General features: G+C 42.2%; 26 protein-coding genes. 16 read left to right on the forward strand and 10 right to left on the reverse strand.

Features of this window, described 5'->3' with window-relative positions:
* Nucleotides 1-7: 7 nt before the first annotated feature.
* The 4 genes from AC04MM_RS08665 to AC04MM_RS08680 form a co-directional block, all read right to left on the reverse strand.
* Nucleotides 8-694: a YfgM family protein gene (locus AC04MM_RS08665; protein ID WP_475379950.1), complete on the reverse strand. Its 687-nt coding sequence runs from the start codon at nt 692-694 to the stop codon at nt 8-10.
* A gap of 29 nt (nt 695-723) precedes the next feature.
* Entirely contained in the window at nt 724-1,878 is a 1,155-nt protein-coding gene (locus AC04MM_RS08670) for a Glu/Leu/Phe/Val family dehydrogenase (RefSeq protein ID WP_475379951.1), read from the reverse strand.
* A gap of 100 nt (nt 1,879-1,978) precedes the next feature.
* Nucleotides 1,979-2,347 (reverse strand): hypothetical protein, encoded by a 369-nt coding sequence (locus tag AC04MM_RS08675; RefSeq protein ID WP_475379952.1) that lies wholly within the window; start codon nt 2,345-2,347, stop codon nt 1,979-1,981.
* Nucleotides 2,348-2,429: 82 nt separating this feature from the next.
* Nucleotides 2,430-2,762, reverse strand: a complete 333-nt coding sequence (locus AC04MM_RS08680) for a hypothetical protein (RefSeq protein WP_475379953.1) — start codon at nt 2,760-2,762, stop codon at nt 2,430-2,432.
* Nucleotides 2,763-2,946: 184 nt separating this feature from the next.
* Between AC04MM_RS08680 and AC04MM_RS08685 the strand changes: the two genes are divergently transcribed.
* The 11 genes from AC04MM_RS08685 (at nt 2,947) to AC04MM_RS08735 (ending at nt 11,204) form a co-directional block, all read left to right on the forward strand.
* Nucleotides 2,947-3,567, forward strand: coding sequence for a TIGR02466 family protein (locus tag AC04MM_RS08685; protein ID WP_475379954.1), 621 nt, complete (start codon nt 2,947-2,949; stop codon nt 3,565-3,567).
* A gap of 23 nt (nt 3,568-3,590) precedes the next feature.
* Nucleotides 3,591-4,142 (forward strand): YceD family protein, encoded by a 552-nt coding sequence (locus tag AC04MM_RS08690; protein ID WP_475379955.1) that lies wholly within the window; start codon nt 3,591-3,593, stop codon nt 4,140-4,142.
* Nucleotides 4,143-4,250: 108 nt separating this feature from the next.
* Entirely contained in the window at nt 4,251-4,445 is a 195-nt protein-coding gene (rpmF, locus tag AC04MM_RS08695) for a 50S ribosomal protein L32 (RefSeq protein WP_409477170.1), read from the forward strand.
* A 17-nt stretch (nt 4,446-4,462) separates the two neighbouring features.
* Complete coding sequence (locus AC04MM_RS08700; protein ID WP_475379956.1) at nt 4,463-5,464, forward strand: beta-ketoacyl-ACP synthase III; 1,002 nt, start codon at nt 4,463-4,465, stop codon at nt 5,462-5,464.
* A 48-nt stretch (nt 5,465-5,512) separates the two neighbouring features.
* Entirely contained in the window at nt 5,513-6,484 is a 972-nt protein-coding gene (gene fabD, locus AC04MM_RS08705; protein WP_475379957.1) for an ACP S-malonyltransferase, read from the forward strand.
* A gap of 59 nt (nt 6,485-6,543) precedes the next feature.
* Nucleotides 6,544-7,284 carry a 3-oxoacyl-ACP reductase FabG gene (fabG, locus tag AC04MM_RS08710; protein ID WP_475379958.1) on the forward strand — a complete coding sequence of 247 codons (741 nt, stop codon included), beginning with the start codon at nt 6,544-6,546 and terminating at the stop codon, nt 7,282-7,284.
* Between the two features lie 67 nt (nt 7,285-7,351).
* Nucleotides 7,352-7,588, forward strand: a complete 237-nt coding sequence (acpP, locus tag AC04MM_RS08715) for an acyl carrier protein (protein WP_409477167.1) — start codon at nt 7,352-7,354, stop codon at nt 7,586-7,588.
* A gap of 7 nt (nt 7,589-7,595) precedes the next feature.
* Nucleotides 7,596-8,864, forward strand: coding sequence for a beta-ketoacyl-ACP synthase II (fabF, locus tag AC04MM_RS08720; RefSeq protein ID WP_475379959.1), 1,269 nt, complete (start codon nt 7,596-7,598; stop codon nt 8,862-8,864).
* A 14-nt stretch (nt 8,865-8,878) separates the two neighbouring features.
* Complete coding sequence (gene rpiB, locus AC04MM_RS08725) at nt 8,879-9,325, forward strand: ribose 5-phosphate isomerase B (RefSeq protein ID WP_475379960.1); 447 nt, start codon at nt 8,879-8,881, stop codon at nt 9,323-9,325.
* Between the two features lie 35 nt (nt 9,326-9,360).
* Complete coding sequence (gene glyA / locus AC04MM_RS08730; protein ID WP_475379961.1) at nt 9,361-10,620, forward strand: serine hydroxymethyltransferase; 1,260 nt, start codon at nt 9,361-9,363, stop codon at nt 10,618-10,620.
* Entirely contained in the window at nt 10,596-11,204 is a 609-nt protein-coding gene (locus AC04MM_RS08735; protein WP_475379962.1) for a M23 family metallopeptidase, read from the forward strand. The genes glyA and AC04MM_RS08735 overlap by 25 nt, the downstream gene beginning before the upstream one ends.
* Here the strand turns inward: AC04MM_RS08735 and AC04MM_RS08740 are convergent.
* The 4 genes from AC04MM_RS08740 to AC04MM_RS08755 all read right to left on the reverse strand — a co-directional run bounded on the left by AC04MM_RS08740 (nt 11,201) and on the right by AC04MM_RS08755 (nt 14,021).
* A complete protein-coding gene (locus AC04MM_RS08740) occupies nt 11,201-11,512 on the reverse strand; it encodes a terminase small subunit (protein ID WP_475379963.1) in 312 nt (103 codons plus the stop codon). The genes AC04MM_RS08735 and AC04MM_RS08740 overlap by 4 nt on opposite strands.
* Nucleotides 11,513-11,586: 74 nt before the next feature.
* The gene (locus AC04MM_RS08745) at nt 11,587-12,639 is read right to left on the reverse strand and encodes a hypothetical protein (protein WP_475379964.1); all 1,053 of its coding nucleotides are present in this window, start codon (nt 12,637-12,639) and stop codon (nt 11,587-11,589) included.
* A 135-nt stretch (nt 12,640-12,774) separates the two neighbouring features.
* Nucleotides 12,775-13,422, reverse strand: a complete 648-nt coding sequence (locus tag AC04MM_RS08750; protein WP_475379965.1) for a VTT domain-containing protein — start codon at nt 13,420-13,422, stop codon at nt 12,775-12,777.
* Nucleotides 13,423-13,457: 35 nt separating this feature from the next.
* Nucleotides 13,458-14,021 carry a hypothetical protein gene (locus AC04MM_RS08755; RefSeq protein ID WP_475379966.1) on the reverse strand — a complete coding sequence of 188 codons (564 nt, stop codon included), beginning with the start codon at nt 14,019-14,021 and terminating at the stop codon, nt 13,458-13,460.
* A 213-nt stretch (nt 14,022-14,234) separates the two neighbouring features.
* Here AC04MM_RS08755 and AC04MM_RS08760 point away from each other — a divergent pair, with 213 nt between their 5' ends.
* Nucleotides 14,235-15,395, forward strand: coding sequence for a patatin-like phospholipase family protein (locus AC04MM_RS08760; RefSeq protein ID WP_475379967.1), 1,161 nt, complete (start codon nt 14,235-14,237; stop codon nt 15,393-15,395).
* On the forward strand, nt 15,388-16,203 hold the full coding sequence (locus tag AC04MM_RS08765; protein ID WP_475379968.1) for a PilZ domain-containing protein: 816 nt from the start codon (nt 15,388-15,390) through the stop codon (nt 16,201-16,203). Before AC04MM_RS08760 ends, AC04MM_RS08765 begins: the two co-directional genes overlap by 8 nt.
* Here AC04MM_RS08765 and AC04MM_RS08770 read toward each other — a convergent pair.
* Nucleotides 16,169-16,915 (reverse strand): MnmC family methyltransferase, encoded by a 747-nt coding sequence (locus tag AC04MM_RS08770; protein WP_475379969.1) that lies wholly within the window; start codon nt 16,913-16,915, stop codon nt 16,169-16,171. The genes AC04MM_RS08765 and AC04MM_RS08770 overlap by 35 nt on opposite strands.
* Nucleotides 16,916-16,927: 12 nt before the next feature.
* Between AC04MM_RS08770 and mnmL the strand changes: the two genes are divergently transcribed.
* The 3 genes from mnmL to AC04MM_RS08785 all read left to right on the forward strand — a co-directional run bounded on the left by mnmL (nt 16,928) and on the right by AC04MM_RS08785 (nt 21,896).
* Nucleotides 16,928-17,920 (forward strand): tRNA modification radical SAM protein MnmL/YtqA, encoded by a 993-nt coding sequence (mnmL, locus tag AC04MM_RS08775; protein WP_475379970.1) that lies wholly within the window; start codon nt 16,928-16,930, stop codon nt 17,918-17,920.
* 491 nt (nt 17,921-18,411) lie between these two features.
* A complete protein-coding gene (locus AC04MM_RS08780; RefSeq protein ID WP_475380099.1) occupies nt 18,412-20,859 on the forward strand; it encodes a ribonucleoside-diphosphate reductase subunit alpha in 2,448 nt (815 codons plus the stop codon).
* Nucleotides 20,860-20,897: 38 nt separating this feature from the next.
* Complete coding sequence (locus AC04MM_RS08785; protein ID WP_475379971.1) at nt 20,898-21,896, forward strand: ribonucleotide-diphosphate reductase subunit beta; 999 nt, start codon at nt 20,898-20,900, stop codon at nt 21,894-21,896.
* Between the two features lie 87 nt (nt 21,897-21,983).
* Here AC04MM_RS08785 and AC04MM_RS08790 read toward each other — a convergent pair whose 3' ends face one another.
* Nucleotides 21,984-23,492: a hypothetical protein gene (locus AC04MM_RS08790; protein WP_475379972.1), complete on the reverse strand. Its 1,509-nt coding sequence runs from the start codon at nt 23,490-23,492 to the stop codon at nt 21,984-21,986.
* Nucleotides 23,493-23,529: the final 37 nt, after the last annotated feature.

Raw genomic sequence — 23,529 nt, forward strand, 5'->3', positions numbered from 1 at the left:
AGAAATATTATGTTCCAAAAGATTTATTGAATTGGATTAAACGTAAAATTCTTTCAGCCTCACGGTTTGTCTGGCCAGATTCATCAGTTTTATCGTTTTTAACCTGATTTAAAATCTCTTCGGCTTTGCTTAAATCATTCATCTTTTTGTAGCAAAGTGCCTGATTGATCTTGGCTTCTGCATGTACGTAAGCAGTAGCTTTAGATCCTAAAACTTTGTTCCAGATAATCAAAGCATCGGCGCAGCGGTCCTGGTCAGCAAAACTTTGTGCGATTTTCATGCGAACTAGAACGTTCGATAACAGATCGGACTTAGTTTCTACTTTTTGCAGCAAAGCTAACGCGTCTGTGGCTTTGTTTTCTGAATTTAGAATTTCTGCCAACTCAAGACCAGCGATCTGAGCCGCTACGGTACCGGTATTTTCATTAACAAAAGCTTCCAGTTCAGATTTTAGTTGGTTTACATCAACCGGAATTGATGCAGTTTCATCTTTTTTATCGGCTGATTTATCTGCAGCTTTGAATTTATCTTCTTTATATTTTTTAACTTTTGCATCAATAGCAAAGAACTTTTCCTGAGTGGCTTTTTCTTTACGAACCGTGTTTTGCGAAACTAAAGTTCCGATTAAACCAGCAACAACCACTAAAGCGGCAATTGCTAAAATCCCTTTTACGTTTTTTTCTAAAAATTCCATATAAAATCTCTTTCTATCAATGATGCTAATTATCTGTTGTGAACTTCTTTTAATGTCGAGAACGCACGGCTAGATTTACCTGGGTGACGCTGTTTTAACTTACCAATTGTATTGATACGCTCTTCAGCCATACGGTCAGCTGCTGTGTGGGTACCGATATTGTCACGTTTTGCGATCTCAAAAACTTTTTTAACGTTGTCGTAAACTTTGCGGGTTTTTTCAAAGGCACGGTCCGGAGAATAACCTTCAAGCTCTACAAATACGTTCATTAAACCACCGGCATTAACCACGTAGTCTGGAGCGTATAAGATACCTAATTCACGTAAGTGATCACCGTGACGGGCTTCAGCTAATTGGTTATTGGCGCCGCCGGCGATAACTTTACATTTAAATTTAGAAATAGTCTGATCATTGACAATAGCACCAAGAGCACATGGCGCCTGAATGTCGCAATCTACCGCTAAGATCTCGTCTACAGAAACGGCTTTTACGCCGTATTGGTTTACGATTTTAGCCGTACGGTTAGCATCGATATCTGCAACGATAATTTGAGCACCTTCTTCAGTTAAATACTTAACCAAGTTAGATCCGACATTACCTAAACCCTGCACGGCAACGCGCATTCCTTTTAAAGAATCTGTGCCGAATTTTTCGTGCGCAGAGGCTTTGATGCCCATTAATACGCCGTGAGCTGTGTATGGAGATGGATCACCCGAACCGCCGAAATCTTTAGGGATACCTGTAACCCATGGAGTTTCCATGTAGATGTATTCCATGTCTTTTTCCGCAGTTCCAACATCTTCAGCTGTAATGTATTTACCATTTAATGAATTTACGAAGTGACCGAACGCGCGGAATAGACCTTCAGATTTTTGTGTTTTCGGGTCGCCAATAATAACAGCCTTACCGCCACCTAAGTTCAGGCCAGCTGCAGAAGCTTTATAAGTCATACCTTTTGATAAACGCAAAACGTCAGTTAAGGCTTCGTCTTCGTTTTTGTAGTTCCACATGCGGGTTCCACCAAGAGCCGGGCCTAACGCCGTATTATGGATAGCGATGATAGCTTTAAGACCAACATCTTTATCGTGACAAAATAAAATCTCTTCGTGTTCACCGTGTTTTGCGATCATTTCAAAAGTACCCAAACGAAACTCCTTTTGGTCTAGCCATATGTTATTCAACATAATAGTATTCTGGCTCTATAAATTTATGTTCGAGTAGTTTTGCCATTTTGGGCTGAATTGACAAGCCGATATTCGCAAAAAACCTTATCGCTTAGCGCAATTAAAGACTAAGTTCTTTAATTTTAAGCACTACTTCCGGTTGGTCTTTGTGGAGAAAAATGATTTTGAAAAACGACTGATATTCTTTAACTGGAATTAACATTCGGCCGACTTTAGAGGTGATTTTGGCTTCGTTTTGGCCACTATTTGAGCTGCAGGTAAAATCCAAATAAGCCGCGAGGTACTGCTTAATGCCGATGGTAATGAGCTCAAATTGCCCAGAACTTTCACATTTAAAATCAGTGGCATTCTTCACATCACCGGTCAGTAACACCTTCTGCTCACCGTCAAATGAGATGGTATTTAAAAGTTCTTTATTTTTACCGAGGGATTCAAAAGAAACAGCCAGGTTAACTGGCTGTCTTTGCATCTGGTTTTTCGCCTTACCGGCCGCAAAACTAGATAATGAATAGATTAATAGAGAAAAGAAAATTAGGTTCTGCACCTAAATATTATTCTAAATCTTTGAACTCTTGCGCAAGTCTTTTATCGTTGGCTTGACGAGAAGCCGCACTGTGCTTTTTCTCTTTAGCAAACGTTAACATGTCTTTTTTAGTTCTAACGTGCACTGTCTGCGCGTTATCAGCGATCACTTGCGAACCAGTATCTGGCGTTTGTGCAGCGATACGGCTGGTTTCAACTGTTTCTTTGATTTGTTTGTGTAATTCGTTTTGGGCCTGGGCGTTTTGTTTAATGATTGCATCGAAATCCATGGCATCAGCAGCATAAGCCTGTGTGCCTAAAACCATCATAGAGATTAAAGCTAAAGATTTTAATGTTTTCATATAAACTCCTTATTTACATGTCTTACTTGCAACCCAAAGACCCATTCTCAGGTCTCAACTTGAGACAAAATACGGGCTCAGATCGGTTAAAACCAATTAGGAATTTTTATGAGATGTAAAATAATTTTACATAGGCCAAAAAGGGCTTACATATTAGGGGGTTATACCGTAAATATGAGCCTCTATGATACAGGCCTTCGTGACTCAAATTTACAATAAACCTCTAAGCACGCCCAAAACCCTCCTCTCTTTAAGTAACAAACTTCTAGAAGACGTCGAGAATCTGCTGGCATCGGATGAGGCCGGTCATAGCTGGTCAGATAAAAATTATGTTGCAGGCTATACCAGCTATGGCTCGGTCGACAAACTTCATCTGATCATGGCAAATTTTAAGAAACTAGAGCAAGCCCTTGAAATCCATCTTAAAAATTACCTGAGTAGTTTAGAATACGATATAAAAGCTTCCGATCTGTATTTAAGCCATTGTTGGGTTAATGTTATGCCTGAAGGGGCGCAGCACACGGCTCACATCCACCCGTTGTCGGTAATCAGCGGCACCTTTTACCTTCAGCTTCCTAAGGGCTCAAGTGTGATCAAGTTTGAAGATCCGCGATTAGGCTTTTTTATGAATTCACCTACGCCCAAAGCTAATGCCAAAACCGCCAATAAGCGTTTTCTAAGCCTTAAACCCAAAGAGGGCGATGTCGTGCTGTTTGAGAGCTGGCTGCGCCATGAAGTGCCGCAAAACACCACTAAAGAACCACGGATCAGCGTAAGTTTTAATTACGGCTGGAAAAAAGACTAAATTAACTGTATAAGGACCGAGTTATGAAAATCAAATTACACGAAATTCCAGAAGAAGGCCGCGAGTACATCTATAACCGCAATACCGGCGAATTAAACGCTGTTCTGGCGGATTTAATCAAAGATGCGCCATATGAGGCAAAATTATTTATCCGTCCTTTAAATACCAAAAATTACGACGTTTCTGGTTACATTAAAAGCGAAACCCCGGAGTTATGTTCTCATTGCGGCGAAGCTTTTAAGTTTAAAGCTGAAGCTAAGATCCACGAGATTTTAATTCCAGGCGCTGAAGAGATTAAAAACAGCCAATTCGCTAAATCTAACCATGTTTCAGAGCTTAATGAAGACGGTCCGGGCGTATCAGAATATCATGGCGACCAATTTGATATGGGCGAGTTCCTGCACGAAGCCATTGCTTTTTCTATTCCATTTAACCCGCGCCACGATGCCGGCGACCCTGCCTGCAAAACCAGCTTTAAAAGCGATGAGGGCGACCTGTTTATCTATGATGAAAAAATGGGCGAAGAGAAAAAGAATAATGCTTTTAATGTACTCAAAGGCTTAAAGCTTAATTAATTCAGTTAAAGCCTTGCCTTTTATGGCGCTTTCATACATAAATTAGAACCTTATTTTAATAATCCTCGTATATGCGTAAAACGAAATACGAGTTACTAGGAGTTAGAAATGCCTACACCGAAGAAGAAAACGTCGAAGTCACGCCGTGATATGAGAAGATCGCACGATGCTTTAGAAGCACCTGCAATGGCAATTGATAAAAAATCTGGAGAGCTTGTACGCCCTCACCGCGCTTTTAAAGCTGCTGACGGCGCTTTTTACTACAAAGGTAAACAAATCAGCGCTCCAAAAGCTAAAAAGTAGTATTTTAAATACCTACTATGTCAGCAACTAGCCAGTTCAAAACCAGAATCAGTGGGGTGGGATCATACCTACCCGAGAAACTTTTAACGAATTACGACCTTGAAAAGTTGGTTGAAACTTCACACGACTGGATCGTTCAAAGAACTGGTATCGTTCACCGTCATGTGGCTGCACCCGATGAAGCCACATCTGACTTGGTCGTAAAGGCTTCTGAAAAAGCCCTTAAAGACGCAAATCTTACTGCACAGGATATTGATTTAATTATTGTAGCCACTATTTCTGGCGACTTTCGTATGCCGGCAACTGCTTGCGCGGTACAAACGAAATTAGGCGCAAAGAATGTCATGGCATTTGATCTCAGCGCAGCCTGCACCGGCTTTGTCTATGCAATGCATGTAGCTGATCAGTTTATCAAAACCGGTGTCTATAAAAATGTTTTAATTGCCGGCGCCGAGAGCTTATCCCGTTTAGTTAATTATAAAGACCGTGAAACTTGTATTTTATTTGGAGATGGCGCAGGCGCCATGGTTTTATCGCGTGCAAGCAACACCGACGAAAACACAATTATCACAAGTCACTGTCACGCTGAAGGCGCGCATGCTGAACTACTCTGGTTTGAAGCTGGCGGCACGAAAACCCCAGTTAGCCAGGAAGTTTTAGATGCTGGCACTCACTTCATGAAAATGAAGGGTAAAGAAATCTTCAAACACGCAACCCGCACTATGGCAGCTGCCTGTTATGAAGCTTTAGATGCTGCTGGAAAAACTCCGGCAGATCTTGACTGGATTGTTCCGCATCAGGCCAACCAACGCATTACTGAGGCCGTAGCGAACCAATTCGAATTTCCGATGGATAAAATCGTTTCTACGGTTCACGAAACTGGAAACACGTCTGCGGCATCAGTGCCGATTGCCTTTGATATAGCTTATCGTGATGGCCGTATTAAACGCGGACAGTTAATCCTTCTCACAGCCTTCGGATCTGGTTTAACTTCTGGGTCTGTACTATTACGCTTTTAAGCTAAATTTAGATTTTTTGATTACTTAAAGAGTTAAACAGGAGAGTTTATGTCTTTTTCTTTTATTTTTCCAGGTCAAGGAAGCCAAGCCCCAGGAATGGGAAAATTTTTATTCGACGAATTTCAGGTCGCCCGGGCAACCTTTGAAGAAGCGTCTGATGCATTATCAATAGATTTAAAAAAGTTATGTTTTTCGGGCTCAGAACAAGAACTAGCGTTAACTGAAAATACCCAGCCAGCTCTGCTCACGACCTCAGTTGCCACGGCCCGAGTTTTAAATACGACTTTTGGTATCAAACCTACTGCAACAGCAGGACATTCAATAGGCGAATACTCATCGTTTGTAGAAGGCGGCGTTTTTAAATTTGCCGATGCGGTTCGCGCTGTACGTTCTCGCGGCCAATACATGCAATCTGCGGTTCCGGTTGGTGAAGGCGGCATGACTGCAACCCTGGGTTTAGACGAAGCGCAGGCTATGTTCTTGTGTAAATGGACAGAAGAACAATCTGGCTTTAAACCTGTTAATCCGGCAAATTTTAACTGCGACGGGCAAATCGTTATCAGCGGAAGCTTAAAGGCTTTAAATTGGCTAAAAGACAATTTCAAAGCTGAAGTCTTCGCTCAAAACGGACTACCCGAGCCACGTCGTGCGAAATTGATTCCTTTAGCAGTTTCAGCTCCGTTTCACTGTGATTTAATGAAGCCTGCCGAAGAAAAAATGCGTGCGTTCTTAAATGGAATTGAATTCAAGAATTCAACATTGCCAATCTTTCAAAACTTTCATGCCAAACCTGAAACTGATGCGGCAATTCTTAAAGAAAACCTAATCAAACAGGTGTCTGGCTCAGTTAAGTGGACACAAAGTATGCTGGCTATGAAGCAGGCCGGAGCTAAGCGATTTATCGAATGCGGCCACGGTTCGGTTTTAAAAGGCCTGTTAAAAAAAATTGATGCTGAATTTGAAGTCTTCTCAACTCAAAACTTAGACGATTTAAAGCTTATTGAAGCAGCGCAAAAGTAACTTAAAAAGTCCTTGAGCAATAGCTCTAGTTCGGTCAGGTTATACATCAGGAGTTACATGTGGATTTAAAAGGTAAAAATATTTTTATCACTGGCGCAAGCCGTGGCATCGGAGCTGGTATAGCAAAAAAGTGTGCCGAGTTAGGCGCACGAGTTGCGTTCACCTATTCAAGCGCACAAGCTCAAGCCGAAGCGGTTTTAGCCTCACTACCTGGGTCTGGTCATTTAACTTTTAAAATGAATGTGACAAACAAAGAAGAGGTCGATTCTGTCTGCGGCAGAGTCCTCGAGGCCTTTGGTGAAGTTCACGGCGTTGTTAACAATGCCGGTATCACAAAAGATCAGTTACTACTGCGCATGAAAGACGACGATTTTGATGCTGTTTTAAAAGCGAACCTTTATGGGCCGTATTACGTCAGCAAAGCTTTTGCAAAAAATTTACTAAGAGCTAAAAACGCATCAGTTGTAAATATCTCTTCAGTGATTGGTTCAAGCGGTAATGCCGGCCAATCTAACTACGCAGCATCAAAAGCCGGAATCGAAGGTTTTACCCGTTCATTAGCGTTAGAGTTAGCCTCGAGAAATGTGCGCTTTAACGCTGTTGCGCCGGGTTATATCAAATCGGATATGACTGAAGCTTTGGGTGCAGATCAACTTAAGTATTTTTCAGAGAAAATACCATTAGGTAGAGCTGGCGAAGCCCATGAAGTCGCGCAAACGGTTGCTTTTTTATTAAGCGATGCTTCTTCATATATCACAGGACAAACCATTCACGTAAATGGTGGACTTTATTTAAACTAGAATTTAGATTTAATTTTTAAATTTAATATAATTTAAAACTGAATATTGAACTACAAGGAGAACCAAAATGTCAGTACAAGCTAAAGTAAAAGATATCATCGTTGACCAATTAGGCGTTGATCCAGAGAAAGTAAAATTAGAATCAAAATTCATTGAAGACTTAGGCGCTGACAGCTTAGATATCGTTGAATTGGTTATGGCGATGGAAGAAGAATTCGATATCGAAATTCCAGACGAAGACGCTGAAAAATTAAAAACAGTTAACGACGTTCAAAGCTACCTAGTTTCTAAAGGTAAAGCTTAATCTTAATATGTCTATCTCTTTCACTCGCAAAGGCGGACAACAAAGAGTTGTAGTAACCGGGATGGGAGCTGTCTCCCCTCTTGGTAATTCACTTGAAGAAACCTGGAACAATGCCGTTAATGGTGTTTCAGGTATTGCTAATATCACTAAATTTGATGCTAGCACCTATGATGTTCGCTTTGCCGGTGAAGTAAAAAACTTTAATCCCGATCTATACATTGAGAAAAAAGAGCAAAAGAAGATGGATACTTTTATCCATTATGCGATTGCCTGCGCCAAAATGGCTTTTGCTCAATCGGGATTAGTCGTTTCTGATGCGATGGCGCCTCGTGTGGGTGCCATTATCGGTTCGGGTATGGGTGGCTTACCACTTATCGAAGAACAGCACGGCAAACTCATTGAACGCGGTTTTTCTCGCGTTTCTCCATTTTTCATTCCTGCAGCTATCACTAATTTAGCAGCAGGCTGGATTTCAATGAATCATAACCTGAAAGGCCCAAGCTACAGCTTAGCTTCTGCTTGTGCTTCTGGGGTGCATTCATTAGGCGAAGCATACAATTACATTCGATTTGGATTAGCTGATGCCATGGTTGCCGGGGGCTCAGAATCGACAATTTGTCCGTTAGCTATTGCAGGCTTCGGCAATATGCGTGCGCTATCAACTCGTAACGACGATCCAACAAAAGCTTCTCGTCCATGGGATAAAGACCGCGACGGTTTTGTTCTTGGCGAAGGTTGTGCGATTTTCGTTGTTGAATCTCTAGAATCAGCCATGAAACGCAATGCAAATATTCTTTGTGAAATCACCGGTTATGGGGCTTCATCAGATGCTTACCACATCACTTCACCGGATCCTAATGGTGCAGGTTTTGTTTTAGCCATGAATAACGCTTTAACAGACGCTGGTCTTGCAAAAGATAAAGTAAATTACATCAACGCTCACGGAACATCGACGCCGATGGGTGATCCAATCGAATCAAACGCAGTAAAAACGGTTTTAGGCGAACATGCGAAAAAAGTCTGGGTTTCTTCAACGAAGTCAATGACTGGCCACTTATTAGGGGCTGCAGGGGCGCTTGAATCAGCTTTATCGGTTCAATCAATCGTTACGCAAACAGTAGCTCCGACGATCAATTTAGACAACGTCAGCCCTGATTGTGACCTAGATTACGTACCGAACACGGCGCGCAAAGGTGCGATCAATCATGTGATGAATAATTCTTTTGGATTCGGCGGGACAAACAGCTGTTTAGTTTTCTCAAAATTCGAAAAATAACATACCATCAAGGCATGAAAATATTAATTGCTGGCGACCATGCTGCGGTCGACTTAAAAGCGGCTATTGTAACTCAACTAAAAGCACAAGGTTTCACGGTCGAAGACTTTGGCCCCTTTACGACTGATTCTGTAGATTTTCCCGATTTTGCCAACAAAGTGTGTGAAAAAATTAAACCTGAAGAAAAGGACACGCTGGGAATTCTGGTTTGTGGCTCTGGTCAAGGGATGGCAATGCGGGCGAACAAGTTTAAACATATTCGCGCTGCTCTAGTTTATTCTGATGAAATTGCAAAACTCGCTAAGGAACACAACGATGCTAATGTAATTTGCATGGGTGCTCGCTTTGCAACTGCTGAACAAGCCAACAAATGGATCAAAATCTTTATGGAAGCTAAATTCAGTGAAGGTCGTCACACCGCGCGTGTTGCAAAGATCGGTGAAAATCCGTCATACTGCTAACACAGCCAATTGCTTTAAAAACACCGAGGTCACCAATGTCTAGCACAAATGTTTTTCCTAATTTTACTGATTCAGAAGTTTTTAACTTAATCGAGCAAGAATCAACTCGCCAAAAATATGGTTTAGAGATGATTGCTTCTGAAAACTATACCTCGCCTCAAGTAATGAAAGCGCAAGGGTCAATTTTAACTAACAAATACGCTGAAGGTTACCCTGGTAAACGCTACTACGGCGGCTGCCAATTCGTTGATGGTGTTGAATCTATCGCTATCGAGCGCGCGAAAAAACTTTTTAACGTTAAATTTGCCAATGTTCAGCCACATGCCGGATCACAAGCTAACATGGCCGTGTATTTAGCGGCATGCAAAGCTGGCGATACAATCTTAGGTATGGATCTATCACATGGTGGTCACTTAACTCATGGCTCACCAGTTAATTTTTCTGGTCTATTATTCAAACCGGCTGGTTATAAATTAGATCCAACAACCGGTTTACTAAATTACGACACAATTCGCGCCACAGCAAAAGAAGTAAAACCTAAGCTGATTATCGCTGGCTATTCGGCATATTCTCGTCATTTGGATTTTGCCAAATTTCGCGAAATTGCCAACGAAGTTGGGGCTGAGTTATTAGTTGATATGGCTCACTTTGCTGGATTAGTGGCTTCTGGTCACCATCAATCACCGGTAGAATATGCTGACTATATTACTTCAACGACCCATAAAACATTACGCGGTCCGCGCGGTGGCATCATCTTAACAAACTCTGAAGAGAGAGCGAAAACGATGAATTCAAGAATCTTTCCTGGCATCCAAGGGGGGCCACTTGAACATATCATCGCAGCCAAAGCTGTGGCCTTCGGTGAAGCATTACAACCTGAGTTTAAATCCTACATCGATCAGGTTTTAAAAAATGCAAAAGTATTAGCTGAAGAAATGAAATCTCATGGCTTCAATCTGGTTACGGGCGGAACTGACAACCACTTAATCTTAGTAGATTTAAAACAATCCCAAGTAGCTGATACAGTGACTGGCAAAGTAGCTGAAGGCATTTTAGATAATGCCGGTATCACAGTAAATAAAAACACCGTGCCCAATGAAACCCGTTCTCCGTTTGTAACCAGCGGCATCCGTATCGGAACCCCGGCGTTAACAACACGCGGGATGAAAGAAAGTGAAATGAAAGTCATCGCTAACTGGATTTCACAAGTTTTAAAAAATCCAGAGAACACAGATTTACATCAAAGAATACACAACGAAGTGAAAGAGCTATGCAAAAGTTTTCCAATTTATTAATCGTACCGGTTTTGATTGCGACATTTATTTTTGATACCGGCTGCGTAAGCCGTCCAAGACCTTCGGAAAACGGCGGCACCGAAGAAGTAAAAGTAGAAATCGACAAGGGCACGAATTCATTTAAAAAAAGCAAACCATCGCGTTCGAAAGAAAAGCCGTTTTTTGACTGGCCAGTCTACGAAGCCCGTATGACGCGCGGTTTTTTACCTAAAGTAACCCGCCGACGCAAACGTCCGCACAAAGGTATTGATTTAGCTGCCCAGCGTGGAACAGCTGTCATGGCCTCGCATGACGGGATGGTGATCTACACCGGTAAAGAATTTAAAGGCTACGGAAAGATGATCATGATCGAAAAAGATGGCTGGGCTACGCTTTATGGCCATTTGGATAAAATCATCGTCTACGAAGGCCAGCGTGTACGCCAGGGCGACGTGATCGGTGCTTTAGGTAATACCGGAAGATCTTCTGGCCCACACCTGCATTTTGAAATCCGCAAAGCAGATGGCCCGATCGATCCCCTGCCTTATTTACCGGCCGGCGAAGCTCTTACAAACGAAGTCGATGACGGCGCGGAAGAATACTAGTCAATCTCTTCAAGATTTAGAATATCCTTACAGATTTGCATTTGGCGATCGATCTCGATAAGCGCATTACGCAAGCGTAGTCGCTCGCGATCGTCCAGGTCAGACTCCATGGCCTGTTTAACAAAGTTATGCTTTTTAAGCCACTGGCCGTAACGTGAAGCATAGGTTTCCGGTATCCCGATACGCAAGGCTGCCCCCGTGGCGCTTCCGTCTTCCATGTATTCAGAGATAAATTTTAGAGTCTCTAAGGTAAGTAGATGTTTGTGAGCTTTAAGCTTGGATGAAAATCCCATTTGTCTGATGCGCATAGCTTATCACAAAATAAAAAAGCCGGTTCTGCAACCGGCTTTTTAGCATTAACTTAAATAATTTAAGTCTTTAATTATAAAGATAAAACAGTCGCTAAAACGTAGCTGATGTTTTCTTTTTTGTATAATTCTTGTTCTTTAGCAGCAACGCCAGCTGATTTAAGCGTAGTTGCAACTGAGATCTCTGGGTTAAGAGCTAACTTACCGCCAAAGAAAGTTGAGTAGATACCAACACCTGAAAGGTATGCATCGCTTGATGAAGTCATAGTAGCTGTAGTCATTCTGTTATCAAAACCAGCGTAACCGTAGAACTGAGTTGCATCAGTTTGGTTGTAGTATACATAACCGTAGTGAACTAAACGAGTAGATGGTTCGAAAGAACCTGCTTTACCAGTGTTTTCGTTGATGAATTCAGCTTTAGCACCTAAAGTTTGACGTGGATTTAAGTAGTAAGACACAGTCCATTTTGGAGATAACGTCCAAGCGATTTCAGCGTCAGCACGTAGAATACCATAAAAGTCATCCATATCGTGACCGAAATTGTTAATTTCAGCAGTGTGACCTGGCATGTAGTACCAGAATACAGGAGAGATATCGTCAGAACCTAAGATACCTTTTGTTTTTGTAGAAACAGTAGCAACTGTGAAAGATTGTTTGATATCAGATGATTCAAAATTTTTCTCAGATTGTTGGTCATGATCGTAAGTGTAGTACTGACGTAAACCTAATTTTTCAGTTGCAGTGATTTTGTAAGAAGCACCGATGTAGTTAGTTGTAGAAATCGTTGCACGACCGATGTCTTTACCACCAGCGTAATCAACAGCTGATTCATTTAATAATGTTACACCCCATTTTTTAGCCGGAGCCTGCGCTGCTGGAGCTGCTGCAGTTGAAGTCGCTGCTGCTGGAGCAACGGCTGCTTGTGGAGCTTGTTCAGTAGCTGTAGCCGCTGAATCTTTTTTCTCGTCTTTTTTAGCTGCTGCTTTTTTCTTAGCTTTTTTAACTGCTTTAGCCGCTGGAGCTGTTTCAGTTGTTGTCGCTGTTGTCGTCGCTGTTGTTGTTGTTTCTGAAGCTGCCGTAGCTACAGATGCGCATAATAATAATGCCGCGATGATATTTAATTTCACTTAATTCCCCCTTAAGTATTGTTTGCTAAACTTTATAAACCTAGCCTTTTAGGTAGGTTTTATCGCAAACATAGTGCCATTAATTGGAGTCAATTCAACCCTATTTTTGTGTAATATCCTTAAATTGTGCCTGTTTTATAAACTTTTCACGAAAGTCTTACGGATGACACCAATCAAAAATGGTGTCACAGAAAGACCAATGACCCCCATGACAAGGATGGTAAAGTTCTTCTGAACAAAGGGGATTTGCCCAAAAAGGTAGCCTGCCGAGGTAAAAATCGATACCCAAGCCAAAGACCCCATACACGACATTTTAACAAAAGTTTTATAAGGCATTCTCGTAAGCCCTGCCACAAACGGCGCAAAGGTTCTGATAATCGGAAAAAAACGCGCCAATGACACAGCCCAGGCCCCGCGTCTTACATAGAACTCTTCTGTAGCCTTTAGGTGTTTCGGTGAAAACAAAAAGCTCAGCCGATGTTTGCTTTCAAAGGCTCTGCGGCCGTATTTTAAACCAATAAAGTAATTTAGATTATCCCCTAATAACGAGGCACAGATTAAGAGCGGAATTAAATACTCAATGCGCAAATCTACCGGATTGATGGAACACATGGCACCGGCAGCAAACAGCAGCGAGTCACCGGGTAAAAAAGGCATAACAACCAGACCGGTTTCAGCAAAGATAATTAAAAAAAGCACCAGATAAACTCCAGTGCCATAAAGCTGTAACCATATATTTAAGGTTTGATCGAGATGCAAAATAGAATGAATTAACTCAGACATTCCACAAGCTTATAGAGTTATTCTAAGAACGACAATTAATTTCCAGCCTGAAGATGAGGGTACTGCGCGATGACCTCATCAACACTTTTAAACATTGTAGCTACGCGGTAATTTCTTTGTTCCGAGTAGAAAAAGTCATCACTCGCAAACGAGATTGCAGCCATCTGGTGGTAGGCGTAGCCGTTTTTTACAACGGTAATTAATAAAACGTATTTTTCACAACCCTCACCGATACAGCGAGAACGGATATCTAACTGCGTGCCTTGCGTTGTATCCTCGAAAACACCATATGAGTCTTGATTTGGCGAATGAGTTGTATCAATCGGGATATAATTTGAAGCGCGGCTTAAAATCTCTGAAACCACCGTGTGGGTGCCGTTACCATTATCTTGCGGCGTACTTACCGAGTTTAACATATAGCTGATATCTTGGGTATCGGCCTGTTGCACTGATTGGTTTGTGATCTGCGGATTTAATACCTGTTGCTGCGTTTTAGCACCGCGGATTTTAGATTGTTTCTTTGCGCACGATAAACCTGAAAAAGCTAAAGTAGCTGTAACTAATAATAAGAATATTCGGTTGGCGTTTAAGCTTTTCATGTAAACCTCGCTTTTTCTTTTAAAACATAAGGTTCAACAAAGATGCCAAATTTGCTCTTAAAATGAGACAGTTTTTCGTCTCACTATGAAACCAAAACAGCAAAAATCTGTCTCAGGCTGAGACCGGTGACAACTGTGGCTATACGGGGCTGAAGTCTAGCCAACATTTCACGGTTACTGACAAAAGACCATAGGGTTTGCGACACTATCAATATGACTAAGAAAATGAATACAGCGTTGGTTCTATCCGGCGGTGGCGCCCGCGGAGCCTACCAGGTCGGTGTTCTGCAAGGAATCTCCGAGATACTGAAGAAAGAAAAAATCGAACCGCCTTTTCGCATCTTATCCGGCACCAGCGCTGGTGCAATTAATACGGCAAAACTTGCATCAACCAGCGGTGATTTTCACTCCGCAGTGGCCGAATTAGTTCAATTATGGTCAAAAATTAAAACTGACCAGGTTTTTAAAGCCGATATCATGTCGTTAAACACGCTGGGTCTGGGCGCTCTTTTGGGCGGCAAACAGAAGAAATTTAATTCGATCCTAGATACAGCCCCGTTAAGAAATCTGATCGATAAAAACTGTGACTTTAAAAATGTACAAAGTAATCTTGAAAAGGGGTTGTTTGATACTGTGATCATCACAGCCAACAATTATTCACGCAACAGTGCCGTAAGCTTTATCCAGACGGCTTCACGGGTCAACGAACAATTAATGAAATGGAAAGAACTACGCCGCAAAGCTGTTCACGCCCAGTTACAGCCGGAACATATTCTGGCCTCTTCGGCAATTCCGATGTTATTTCCGCCGATTCAGATTGCCGGAGAACCTTATGGTGATGGTTGTGTCCGCAACAATACTCCCTGCAGCCCCTCAATCCGCATGGGGGCAAATAAACTCCTGGTGATCGGCGTAAGATCTGCCAATAGCACCGGAGGGGCTCCGCTTAAAGAAGATTCAAAAGAAATTCACGAAGCCTCAATGGTGCGAATCCTTAATACCCTGCTCAATGCAGTCATGCTGGATTCGGTTGAACAAGATGTGCACCGTATTCAGAGACTTAACGATCTTTATGATGAAGCTACCGCGAGCAATATGCATTTTAAAGCAACGACTCTTAAAAAAATTCCGGCGCTCTGTATTTCACCTAGCCAGGATATCGGCGAAATTGCCAGAAACAAAGCCCACCACATCCCGCGCATTTTACGGATGTCGATCAATGCCTTCGGTGATCTAAACGAAGCCAGCGAGATATTAAGTTATTTATTGTTCGACAGTGATTTCTGCAAAAGTTTAATCTCCATGGGACATGCTGACTGCCTGAAACAACACAAAGATATAATCAAATTTTTTAATGAGGAAGCCTATGACTAAATGGTTCGTTAATTCCAACAACTTTATCCGCGGCCCTTTTTCTGCTGAAGAAGTGAAAGCACAAATGCCTCAGTACAGCGAACATATGCACACCACATTTTTATGGTCACGTGGCCATGCTGAGTGGATCCGGGCTGATAAATGGAACCCCGACGCCAAAGCCCCCGCGACCAACCAACAGACGATAACAGAGACCCAGCCTTCTGAAGAAGTTACCTTTACGCCACAGCAAAAAAATATTTTCGAAAAACCTTCTGGCCGCGCTACCAAGGCCGAAGTTATCGAAGACATTAAAGCCCATACTGTTGAAAAATTTCGTGTCCAGTACGACTTTGTCGATAAAGGAGAAATGAGCAAAGAAGAATTAATGGCCTTTACCGCAAAACAGGAAGATGTCTCTAAAATTTCTATCTTTGATAAAAAAGACCGTGAGTGGAAGGAGATCTATTCGATGCCGGATATCGTACAACGTTTAGGTCTTACCCGCAGAGAAAACCAACGGGTACCTATCTTAGCGCAGTTTTCGGGATCTAAAATCGGCACGGCTGAAAAAATCAATGCTCGCGTAATCACCATCAGTAAGGGCGGCATAGGGATTACCGATAATTTTGATTTAAAGCTTGGCGAAACTATCCAGGGACAACTGACAAGCCCGCATTTCTATTCACCGGTAAACCTGACAGCCGAAGTTACCTATTCCGGGCTTGATGGCTATGTCGGCCTTAAATTCGTGAATATGAACGATGAAATGATGGCACTTGTGATGGATTACATCAAACGCTTTGGAAAAGACACTGAAGAGACTTAAATCCCCCACGCAAAGCCAGCGTGGCGTCACGTTTACCGGAAAATCCCGGGCGCTTAATAAAAAGAAAATCATTTCTTTGCAGTGCCCGTTTTAAATTTCCGGTGCAGGCATAAGTTGTAAATACACAGTCTTTCGCACACAAATACGACAGAAAATAATCCAGAAATTCATCAGTCCACAATGGCCCGTCGGTAAACTGGCTAAAAGCATCATAAGCGACAAAATTAAAGGGTTCGCTCACGGCAGTTTTTAAAGACAACTCGCCAAGAATATTCCAGGATTTTGACTTTGAATATTCAACGATGTCCTTTTTATCAATTGAAAGCTTTTTGCAGATTAAGTCATAGGTAACATCATCACGGCCGCCAAACCATGCAATGAACGCTTCGCTTAGCTCTGATTCTTTTTCGAAACTGGTTAAAGTGGCAGAAATGGCAGGTTTAACACACAGATTTTGTAAAATAGACAGCTCTATGTAGCCCAAACCAAGGCCCACAACCCCTATTGAGAGCTGGGATTGTTTAATTTCAGCCAGCGCTTTGAGGCTGTTTTTAAAAGGTTCTGTGTAAATATAAAGAGTTTCAGCAGCAGCCCCGCCCGAATGGTGCATAGATTCCGGCATTTTTCCGGGATGTGATTCATTTAAATTTTTAAGCCGCAGTGTAGGACTTCCGTCGGCGGTTAATTCAATGACAAAAGATTTGAAATCCACTATAAAACCCCTATGGAAAAAGGCTGGCGGGGCTTACCCTATCACAGTATTGCAGAACACTACAAAAGAATCTTCGGCGAGAAGGTTTATAAGATTCCGGTAACTGTGGTTGACGACTGTCCTAACCGCATGGGCTTAAAAGGAATGAAGACCTGCAGCTTCTGTGACGTCTGGGGTTCTGCCGCCCGAGAAGAGTCTTTTCAGCTGAGCCTTCGCGAGCAAATCGAAAAATACCAGGTTCAAATCGGCGAAGAGTATAATTCAAAAAAATTTTTAGTTTATTTTCAGGCGTACACAAACACATTTACGAAAGTAAGTGCTTTACGCGAAAACTTTGAAACCGCACTGTCTTACCCGTTTGTTAAGGGATTTGTCGTTGGCACCCGTCCGGATTGTTTGTCACCGGCAGTTTTAAATCTTTGGCAAGAGTACTACCAAAAATCCTTTGTCGCCGTTGAACTGGGCGTGCAGAGTTTTTTTGACCATCATTTAGAATTCATGCAACGGGGGCACTCAGGCAGTGATTCGCTTAAGGCCATCGATAAGATTGCTAATTCTACAGCGGTTGATTTAGGAATTCATTTGATCATCGGCTCCCCTAACGAGACTGAAGAGGAGATCAAACAGCAGGCCCTGATCTGCAACGATCTACCGATCACCAACGTAAAACTGCATAATCTGCATGTTTTGACCAACACTGAGCTGGCCAAATGGTATGCCGAAGGCAAGTTTACGCCGATCGAACGCGAACAGTACACCGAACGCGTAAAACTATTTATGTCTTACCTTCACCCGCGCATTGCTGTCCACCGCCTGGCAGCTTTTGCTTCCCGCTGGGATGAATTAATCGCGCCGAAGTGGACTTCTGATAAAATGGGGACTCATCAGTACATTATCGATAGCTTTAGAGAGTCGAAAACCTATCAAGGATGCTCTCTTATCAATCAAAACGAAAATGACAACATTTTATTTGAAAATATGCGATTAAGAGTTGAGCGAATTTAAGCCATGTAAGAATCTTAAATTTTATCGTTACACAACCCGTAAAAAAAAGACGAAAATTTATGATTGACATGATTTCTCGAGAGAGAAAACTCCTCTAATTTAGTTTTATACATATTCACTTTTCGCACAGCGTATGCACAAAAGTCTAGCAAGACCAAAGAAAAATAATTAATTTTTTGAAGAATTTTAATTGCAATCGATTCAAATTTACCTGAACCTAATTTCAAGAAGAAACACAGCTTATAGGATATGAGCTGGCAATCGTACCACTAGATATAGTGATTAACAGTATGTTGACACTAATCGATTTAGAGGGCTCGCGATGTTGACCAAGACGGTCAATGAAAATTTTTGAGAACATTTAGAACTAGACTAATTTAATCGTTGTTTTTTACGAGGGGTAAAAAACAAAGGGTGCTTTTTACTGTCTTTCAGATGGGGATCTGGAAGGTTTATGAACGAGGGGTATTGTCATGACGACAACTAATACAATGACTGCAGGGACAACAAACACTGGCTCATCATCTAGCTATGCTAGCAACTCACACATGATGCGCGTAAAAAAACGTGACGGCACTTTAGAGCCGGTTGACGTGACCAAGATCGTTGAGCGCGTAAATCGCAACGCTCAAGGTTTACAGCAAATCGATCCACTACGTGTAGCTACGAAAGCTATCTCTGGCTTATACGATGGCGCGACAACTAAAGAACTAGACAATTTATGTATTCAAACGGCTTCTCTATTAATTGGTGAAGACCCAGAGTACTCTCGCCTGGCAGCCCGTTTATTATCTACATATATTGATGAAGAAGTTAAATCGCAAAAAATCGGCTCTTTCGCTGATTCAGTGGCATTTGGCTTTAACAACGGTCTTTTATCTGAAGACACTTACAAATTCGTAATGACTCACAAAGCTGAGTTATGCGCGGCCATCGAACACTACAAAACTGACCGTTTTGAGTACTTTGGATTACGTACAGTTTATGACCGTTACTTATTAAAAAACCCAACTTCACGCCAAGTTTTCGAAACTCCTCAGTACTTCTTTATGCGTGTGGCTTGCGGTCTTTCTGTTGGCCCGGCTGAAGCTATTGAATTTTACAAATTGATTTCTTCGCATGACTATATGCCGTCAACGCCGACATTATTTAACTCTGGAACTTTACGCCCTCAGATGAGTTCTTGTTACTTACTAGATTCTCCGGATGACGACTTAAAAGCTATTTACCAAAAATACGCAGACATCGCCATGTTATCTAAATTCGCTGGCGGTATCGGTGTATCTTACTCACGTGTACGTAGCCGTGGTTCTTTAATCAAAGGAACTAATGGCCACTCTAATGGTATCATTCCATGGTTAAAAACTATGGATTCATCAGTTGCCGCTGTTAACCAAGGCGGTAAACGCAAAGGCGCAGCTTGTGTGTACTTAGAGACATGGCATGCTGACGTGGAAGAATTCTTAGAGTTACGTGACAACACGGGTGATGACCAAAAACGTACTCACAACTTGAACATGGCTAACTGGGTTCCAGATTTATTCATGAAACGTGTTGAAGCAGATGCTATGTGGTCTTTATTTGATCCGCGCATAGTGCCTCACTTTGTAGATTTATACGGTCCAGAGTTCGAAGCGGCATACATCGCAGCTGAAGAGAAAAAACAATACGTTAAGCAATTAAAAGCCCGTGATCTTTACGCCCGTATGATGAAGACATTAGCACAAACTGGTAACGGTTGGATGACGTTCAAAGACGCTTCTAACATGAAAGCCAACCAGACCGGCAAACCAGAAAACGTGATTCACTTATCAAATCTTTGCACAGAGATTTTAGAAGTGACTTCAAACAAAGAAACAGCGGTTTGTAACTTAGGTTCGGTAAACTTAGGCCGTCACATCGTCAATGGCGCGTTTGATTTCGAAAAATTAGCTAAAACTGTTCAAACAGCAGTTAAATACTTAGACCGCGTAGTTGATATCAACTTCTACCCGATCCCATCAGCCCAGGACTCTAACCACAAATGGCGCCCTGTTGGTCTTGGTATCATGGGTCTACAAGATGCTTTCTTTCAATTAAAGTACGCTTTTGACTCTGAAGCTGCACAAAAACTTTCAGCTCGTATTCAAGAAGAGATCTACTTCCACGCTTTAACAGCTTCGGCAGAATTAGCTGAAAAGCACGGCCCTCACGGTGCGTTTGCTGACACTAAAGCGGCTCAAGGCTTATTACAATTTGACCTTTGGGGTGTTAAACCAACTGACGAAGCTCGCTGGAACGCTCTTAAAGCGAAAATCAAAAAAACCGGTTTGCGCAATTCATTAATGATCGCGATCGCTCCAACTGCGACTATCGCATCTATCGTTGGTTGTTATGAAGCGACAGAGCCACAAGTTTCTAACTTATTTAAACGTGAAACACTTTCAGGTGAGTTCATGCAAGTTAACCGCTACTTAGTAGCTGATTTAAAACAACGTGGTCTTTGGAATGAAGAATTACGTAACGAAATCAAACTAAGCGAAGGCTCTATCCAAGGTATCGCGGCTATCCCGGCTGACGTTCAGGAACTTTACCGCACTGTATGGGAAGTCCCGATGAAAGCGTTAATCGATATGGCTGCTGACCGTGGAGCCTTTATTGACCAATCACAATCATTGAACTTATTTTCTGAATCACCGACGATCGGAAAATTATCTTCAATGTATATGTACGCTTGGAAACGCGGAATCAAAACAACTTACTACTTACGCTCTCGTCCAGCGACTTCAATCGCGAAAACGACAGTTTCTAAATCTTCAATGGCAAAAGGTGATGCAGCTGGCACTACAGCTATGAATGCAGCTCCGGCAGCACAAGCTGCACCTAAAAAAGAATATTCAGACTCTGAAGTGATTGCATGTAGCTTAGAAAACCCAGAAGCCTGTGAGGCGTGCCAGTAACAACTGGCCCCTTTACAAGAGAGAACGAGGAAATTATTATGATCTTAAATCCAGGATTTGATTTAAACTTACGCCCGATGAAATACCCGCTTTTCTACGAAATGTACAAAAACGGTATTAAAAACACTTGGACTGTTGAAGAAGTTGATTTTTCAACTGACTTAGTTGATTTACACTCAAAAATGACTGAATCAGAGAAGCATTTAATCCACAGATTAGTAGCTTTCTTTGCGACAGGCGATTCTATCGTTGGCAACAACTTAGTCTTAAATCTTTACAAACACATCAATTCTCCAGAAGCACGTTTATACTTATCACGTCAGCTTTATGAAGAAGCTTTACACGTCCAGTTCTATCTAACTTTATTAGATAACTACATCCCTCATCCGGATGAACGTGCAAAAGCGTTTGCCGCAATTGAAAACATTCCATCGATCAAAAAGAAAGCTGAATTCGCTTTCAAATGGATTGATTCAATCAACGAGTTAGAAAAATTAGAAACTTTAGAAGACCGCAGAAAATTTGTTATGAACTTAATCTGCTTTGCAACCTGCATTGAAGGTTTATTCTTCTTCGCAGCGTTTGCTTACGTGTACTTCTTACGTTCTAAAGGTTTACTTGCAGGTCTTGCGAGCGGAACTAATTGGGTATTCCGTGATGAGAGCATGCATATGGCTTTCGCGATGGAAGTAATCAACACAGTTCGCAAAGAAGAGCCAAACTTATTTAATGAACAAATGCAAGAGATGGTAGTTCAGATGTTAGAAGATGCTATCGAGTGCGAAATGACTTTTGCCGAAGATCTTTTAACCCACGGTATTGCCGGATTATCAGTAACTGATATGCGCCAGTACTTAGAATACATTGCTGACCAACGTTTAGAGATGTTAAGTATCCCTAAACGCTACAACGCTAAGAACCCATTCTCTTTCATGGAATTACAAGACATGCAAGAGCTTGCAAACTTTTTCGAGCGCCGTGTATCAGCCTACCAAATGGGTGTATCGGGCCAAGTTGCGTTTGACGAGACGTTTTAGTTTTAAAGCGTACGTCCGCATTTTGTCGCTAATAAAAAAGCCTACTGTTAAAAGTAGGCTTTTTTATTTCTATGAATAAAATTTTAACTAATTGACCGGGAATGTATTAAAAGTACAGCGGTGGTTAAAATCATTCTCGTTATCTGAAACCGCTGTTGGTGGTGACCATTCGCCGACCAGCTCGCCTGCATCATACAAATTATTGCCATTGGTATCGCGGTAATGTCGGGCTGCAAAGTAGTACGGAACCATGGGCTGAAAAGACGTTGTGCCTGACACGGGGTCAATATAAGTCGTAGCAGAAGAACTCTCACGGTCACCGTGAACAAAACACGTTGAAAGCGAGCGGCAATTCGAATCTCCCCCTGTCGATATTAACATTCCAGAATTCGGACTCACCTGCATCCAGTTAGCTGTCATACCTACACGCCATTCCAGCTTATATCCGCGGGTATTAAAGCCGGCCAATGTTAATAAACATGAATTCGGCGTACCGGCTCCCTGATTCTGTTCGTTACGGTTTCCGACGTAAGCCGGATCCATAACACAAGACAATGAACCAGAAAGGTTACTGCGCTCAACAGCTGTTGCGCTGGCGCCGCCGGCAAACTGCTGTTCGTAATCAGTAATCGCCGGATTGCCTGTAAATCGGTAAGAGTAGTCTGCAGAACGCAGTTGATAAGTATAAGTCATACCGGGCATTAAACCGATCGTAGGATCTAATGGCTCACCGAAGTGATAGAAATTCTCAACCGTGGTACCATTGCCTAATGGCGGAAAAGTTGGCTCTTTATCCACATACACGGCACCAGACACCGAGTTAGTAAAAGTTCCGGAAGCTCCCCAGCTTGGGCCGGTCCAGGTTGTGGTCAGAGTGTATCTGATGTCGCGGAACTTCGAAGGACTAAATTTTATCTCACAACGATCGTTGCTTCGGTTTTGTGTAATGGAAAAAGTCGGCGTTTGTAGCTGACGTGATACAAACATCGTCGTCGGGGCAGAATCTGAAGTAATACTGTCAGTTGTACGCAGTTTCATTTTTACCAGATAGCGAACTTTCGGATTGGTGGCGTCAGAATTATCCGCAATCCCCGTATCGCGGCGAATAATACGACCCATACGTAACTGAAAACTGAAACGGCCGTTAAAACATTGTGGATACTGACTAACTGAACTTCCGGTATCAGCAAGACCGATCCCTTGTGCGATCAACATACAGGTTTTACCAACACCGGCAGTCGATTGCAGCGATGAGGTAGAAATATTATCCTGACACATTAAACCGATTGAATTATCAATGATCGGAGCAACCGAATCATCCTCGCCTTCATAGACTTGCACTAAAATACGATTTGCCTTGCGACCTAAATCTTTACAGCTACCGGAAACTTCAACCAAATCAGAACCTTCAGGCGAAGCAAAAATTTCACCGCTATCCGGTAAAATTTCTAGCTCACCGCTGATAGTTCCCGGATCACTGGTGGTGCAATTTTCTTTACATGGCGTGAATGCAGATAAGAGCGTGGAATTATTTACTGCCCCAGTGCAACCCTGAAATATAAGTATAAAACTCAATACCAATAAACGAAGAAACATACTCTGAATTTATCGGTATTTCAGACTAAATTCTTAA

The organism is Bdellovibrio sp. SBM16, assembly GCF_056175625.1.

Coding starts and splice junctions, on each gene's coding strand:
- AC04MM_RS08740 (WP_475379963.1), bottom strand. CDS start 11,512: ATGCGCATCAGACAAATGGGATTTTCATCCAAGCTTAAAGCTCACAAA.
- AC04MM_RS08670 (WP_475379951.1), bottom strand. CDS start 1,878: ATGTTGAATAACATATGGCTAGACCAAAAGGAGTTTCGTTTGGGTACT.
- fabD (WP_475379957.1), top strand. CDS start 5,513: ATGTCTTTTTCTTTTATTTTTCCAGGTCAAGGAAGCCAAGCCCCAGGA.
- AC04MM_RS08735 (WP_475379962.1), top strand. CDS start 10,596: ATGCAAAAGTTTTCCAATTTATTAATCGTACCGGTTTTGATTGCGACA.
- acpP (WP_409477167.1), top strand. CDS start 7,352: ATGTCAGTACAAGCTAAAGTAAAAGATATCATCGTTGACCAATTAGGC.
- AC04MM_RS08750 (WP_475379965.1), bottom strand. CDS start 13,422: ATGTCTGAGTTAATTCATTCTATTTTGCATCTCGATCAAACCTTAAAT.
- glyA (WP_475379961.1), top strand. CDS start 9,361: ATGTCTAGCACAAATGTTTTTCCTAATTTTACTGATTCAGAAGTTTTT.
- AC04MM_RS08675 (WP_475379952.1), bottom strand. CDS start 2,347: ATGCAAAGACAGCCAGTTAACCTGGCTGTTTCTTTTGAATCCCTCGGT.
- AC04MM_RS08785 (WP_475379971.1), top strand. CDS start 20,898: ATGATCTTAAATCCAGGATTTGATTTAAACTTACGCCCGATGAAATAC.
- AC04MM_RS08780 (WP_475380099.1), top strand. CDS start 18,412: ATGACTGCAGGGACAACAAACACTGGCTCATCATCTAGCTATGCTAGC.
- AC04MM_RS08765 (WP_475379968.1), top strand. CDS start 15,388: ATGACTAAATGGTTCGTTAATTCCAACAACTTTATCCGCGGCCCTTTT.
- AC04MM_RS08680 (WP_475379953.1), bottom strand. CDS start 2,762: ATGAAAACATTAAAATCTTTAGCTTTAATCTCTATGATGGTTTTAGGC.
- AC04MM_RS08760 (WP_475379967.1), top strand. CDS start 14,235: ATGACTAAGAAAATGAATACAGCGTTGGTTCTATCCGGCGGTGGCGCC.
- AC04MM_RS08700 (WP_475379956.1), top strand. CDS start 4,463: ATGTCAGCAACTAGCCAGTTCAAAACCAGAATCAGTGGGGTGGGATCA.
- mnmL (WP_475379970.1), top strand. CDS start 16,928: ATGGAAAAAGGCTGGCGGGGCTTACCCTATCACAGTATTGCAGAACAC.
- AC04MM_RS08690 (WP_475379955.1), top strand. CDS start 3,591: ATGAAAATCAAATTACACGAAATTCCAGAAGAAGGCCGCGAGTACATC.
- fabF (WP_475379959.1), top strand. CDS start 7,596: ATGTCTATCTCTTTCACTCGCAAAGGCGGACAACAAAGAGTTGTAGTA.
- rpiB (WP_475379960.1), top strand. CDS start 8,879: ATGAAAATATTAATTGCTGGCGACCATGCTGCGGTCGACTTAAAAGCG.
- AC04MM_RS08755 (WP_475379966.1), bottom strand. CDS start 14,021: ATGAAAAGCTTAAACGCCAACCGAATATTCTTATTATTAGTTACAGCT.
- AC04MM_RS08790 (WP_475379972.1), bottom strand. CDS start 23,492: ATGTTTCTTCGTTTATTGGTATTGAGTTTTATACTTATATTTCAGGGT.
- AC04MM_RS08685 (WP_475379954.1), top strand. CDS start 2,947: ATGATACAGGCCTTCGTGACTCAAATTTACAATAAACCTCTAAGCACG.
- rpmF (WP_409477170.1), top strand. CDS start 4,251: ATGCCTACACCGAAGAAGAAAACGTCGAAGTCACGCCGTGATATGAGA.
- AC04MM_RS08665 (WP_475379950.1), bottom strand. CDS start 694: ATGGAATTTTTAGAAAAAAACGTAAAAGGGATTTTAGCAATTGCCGCT.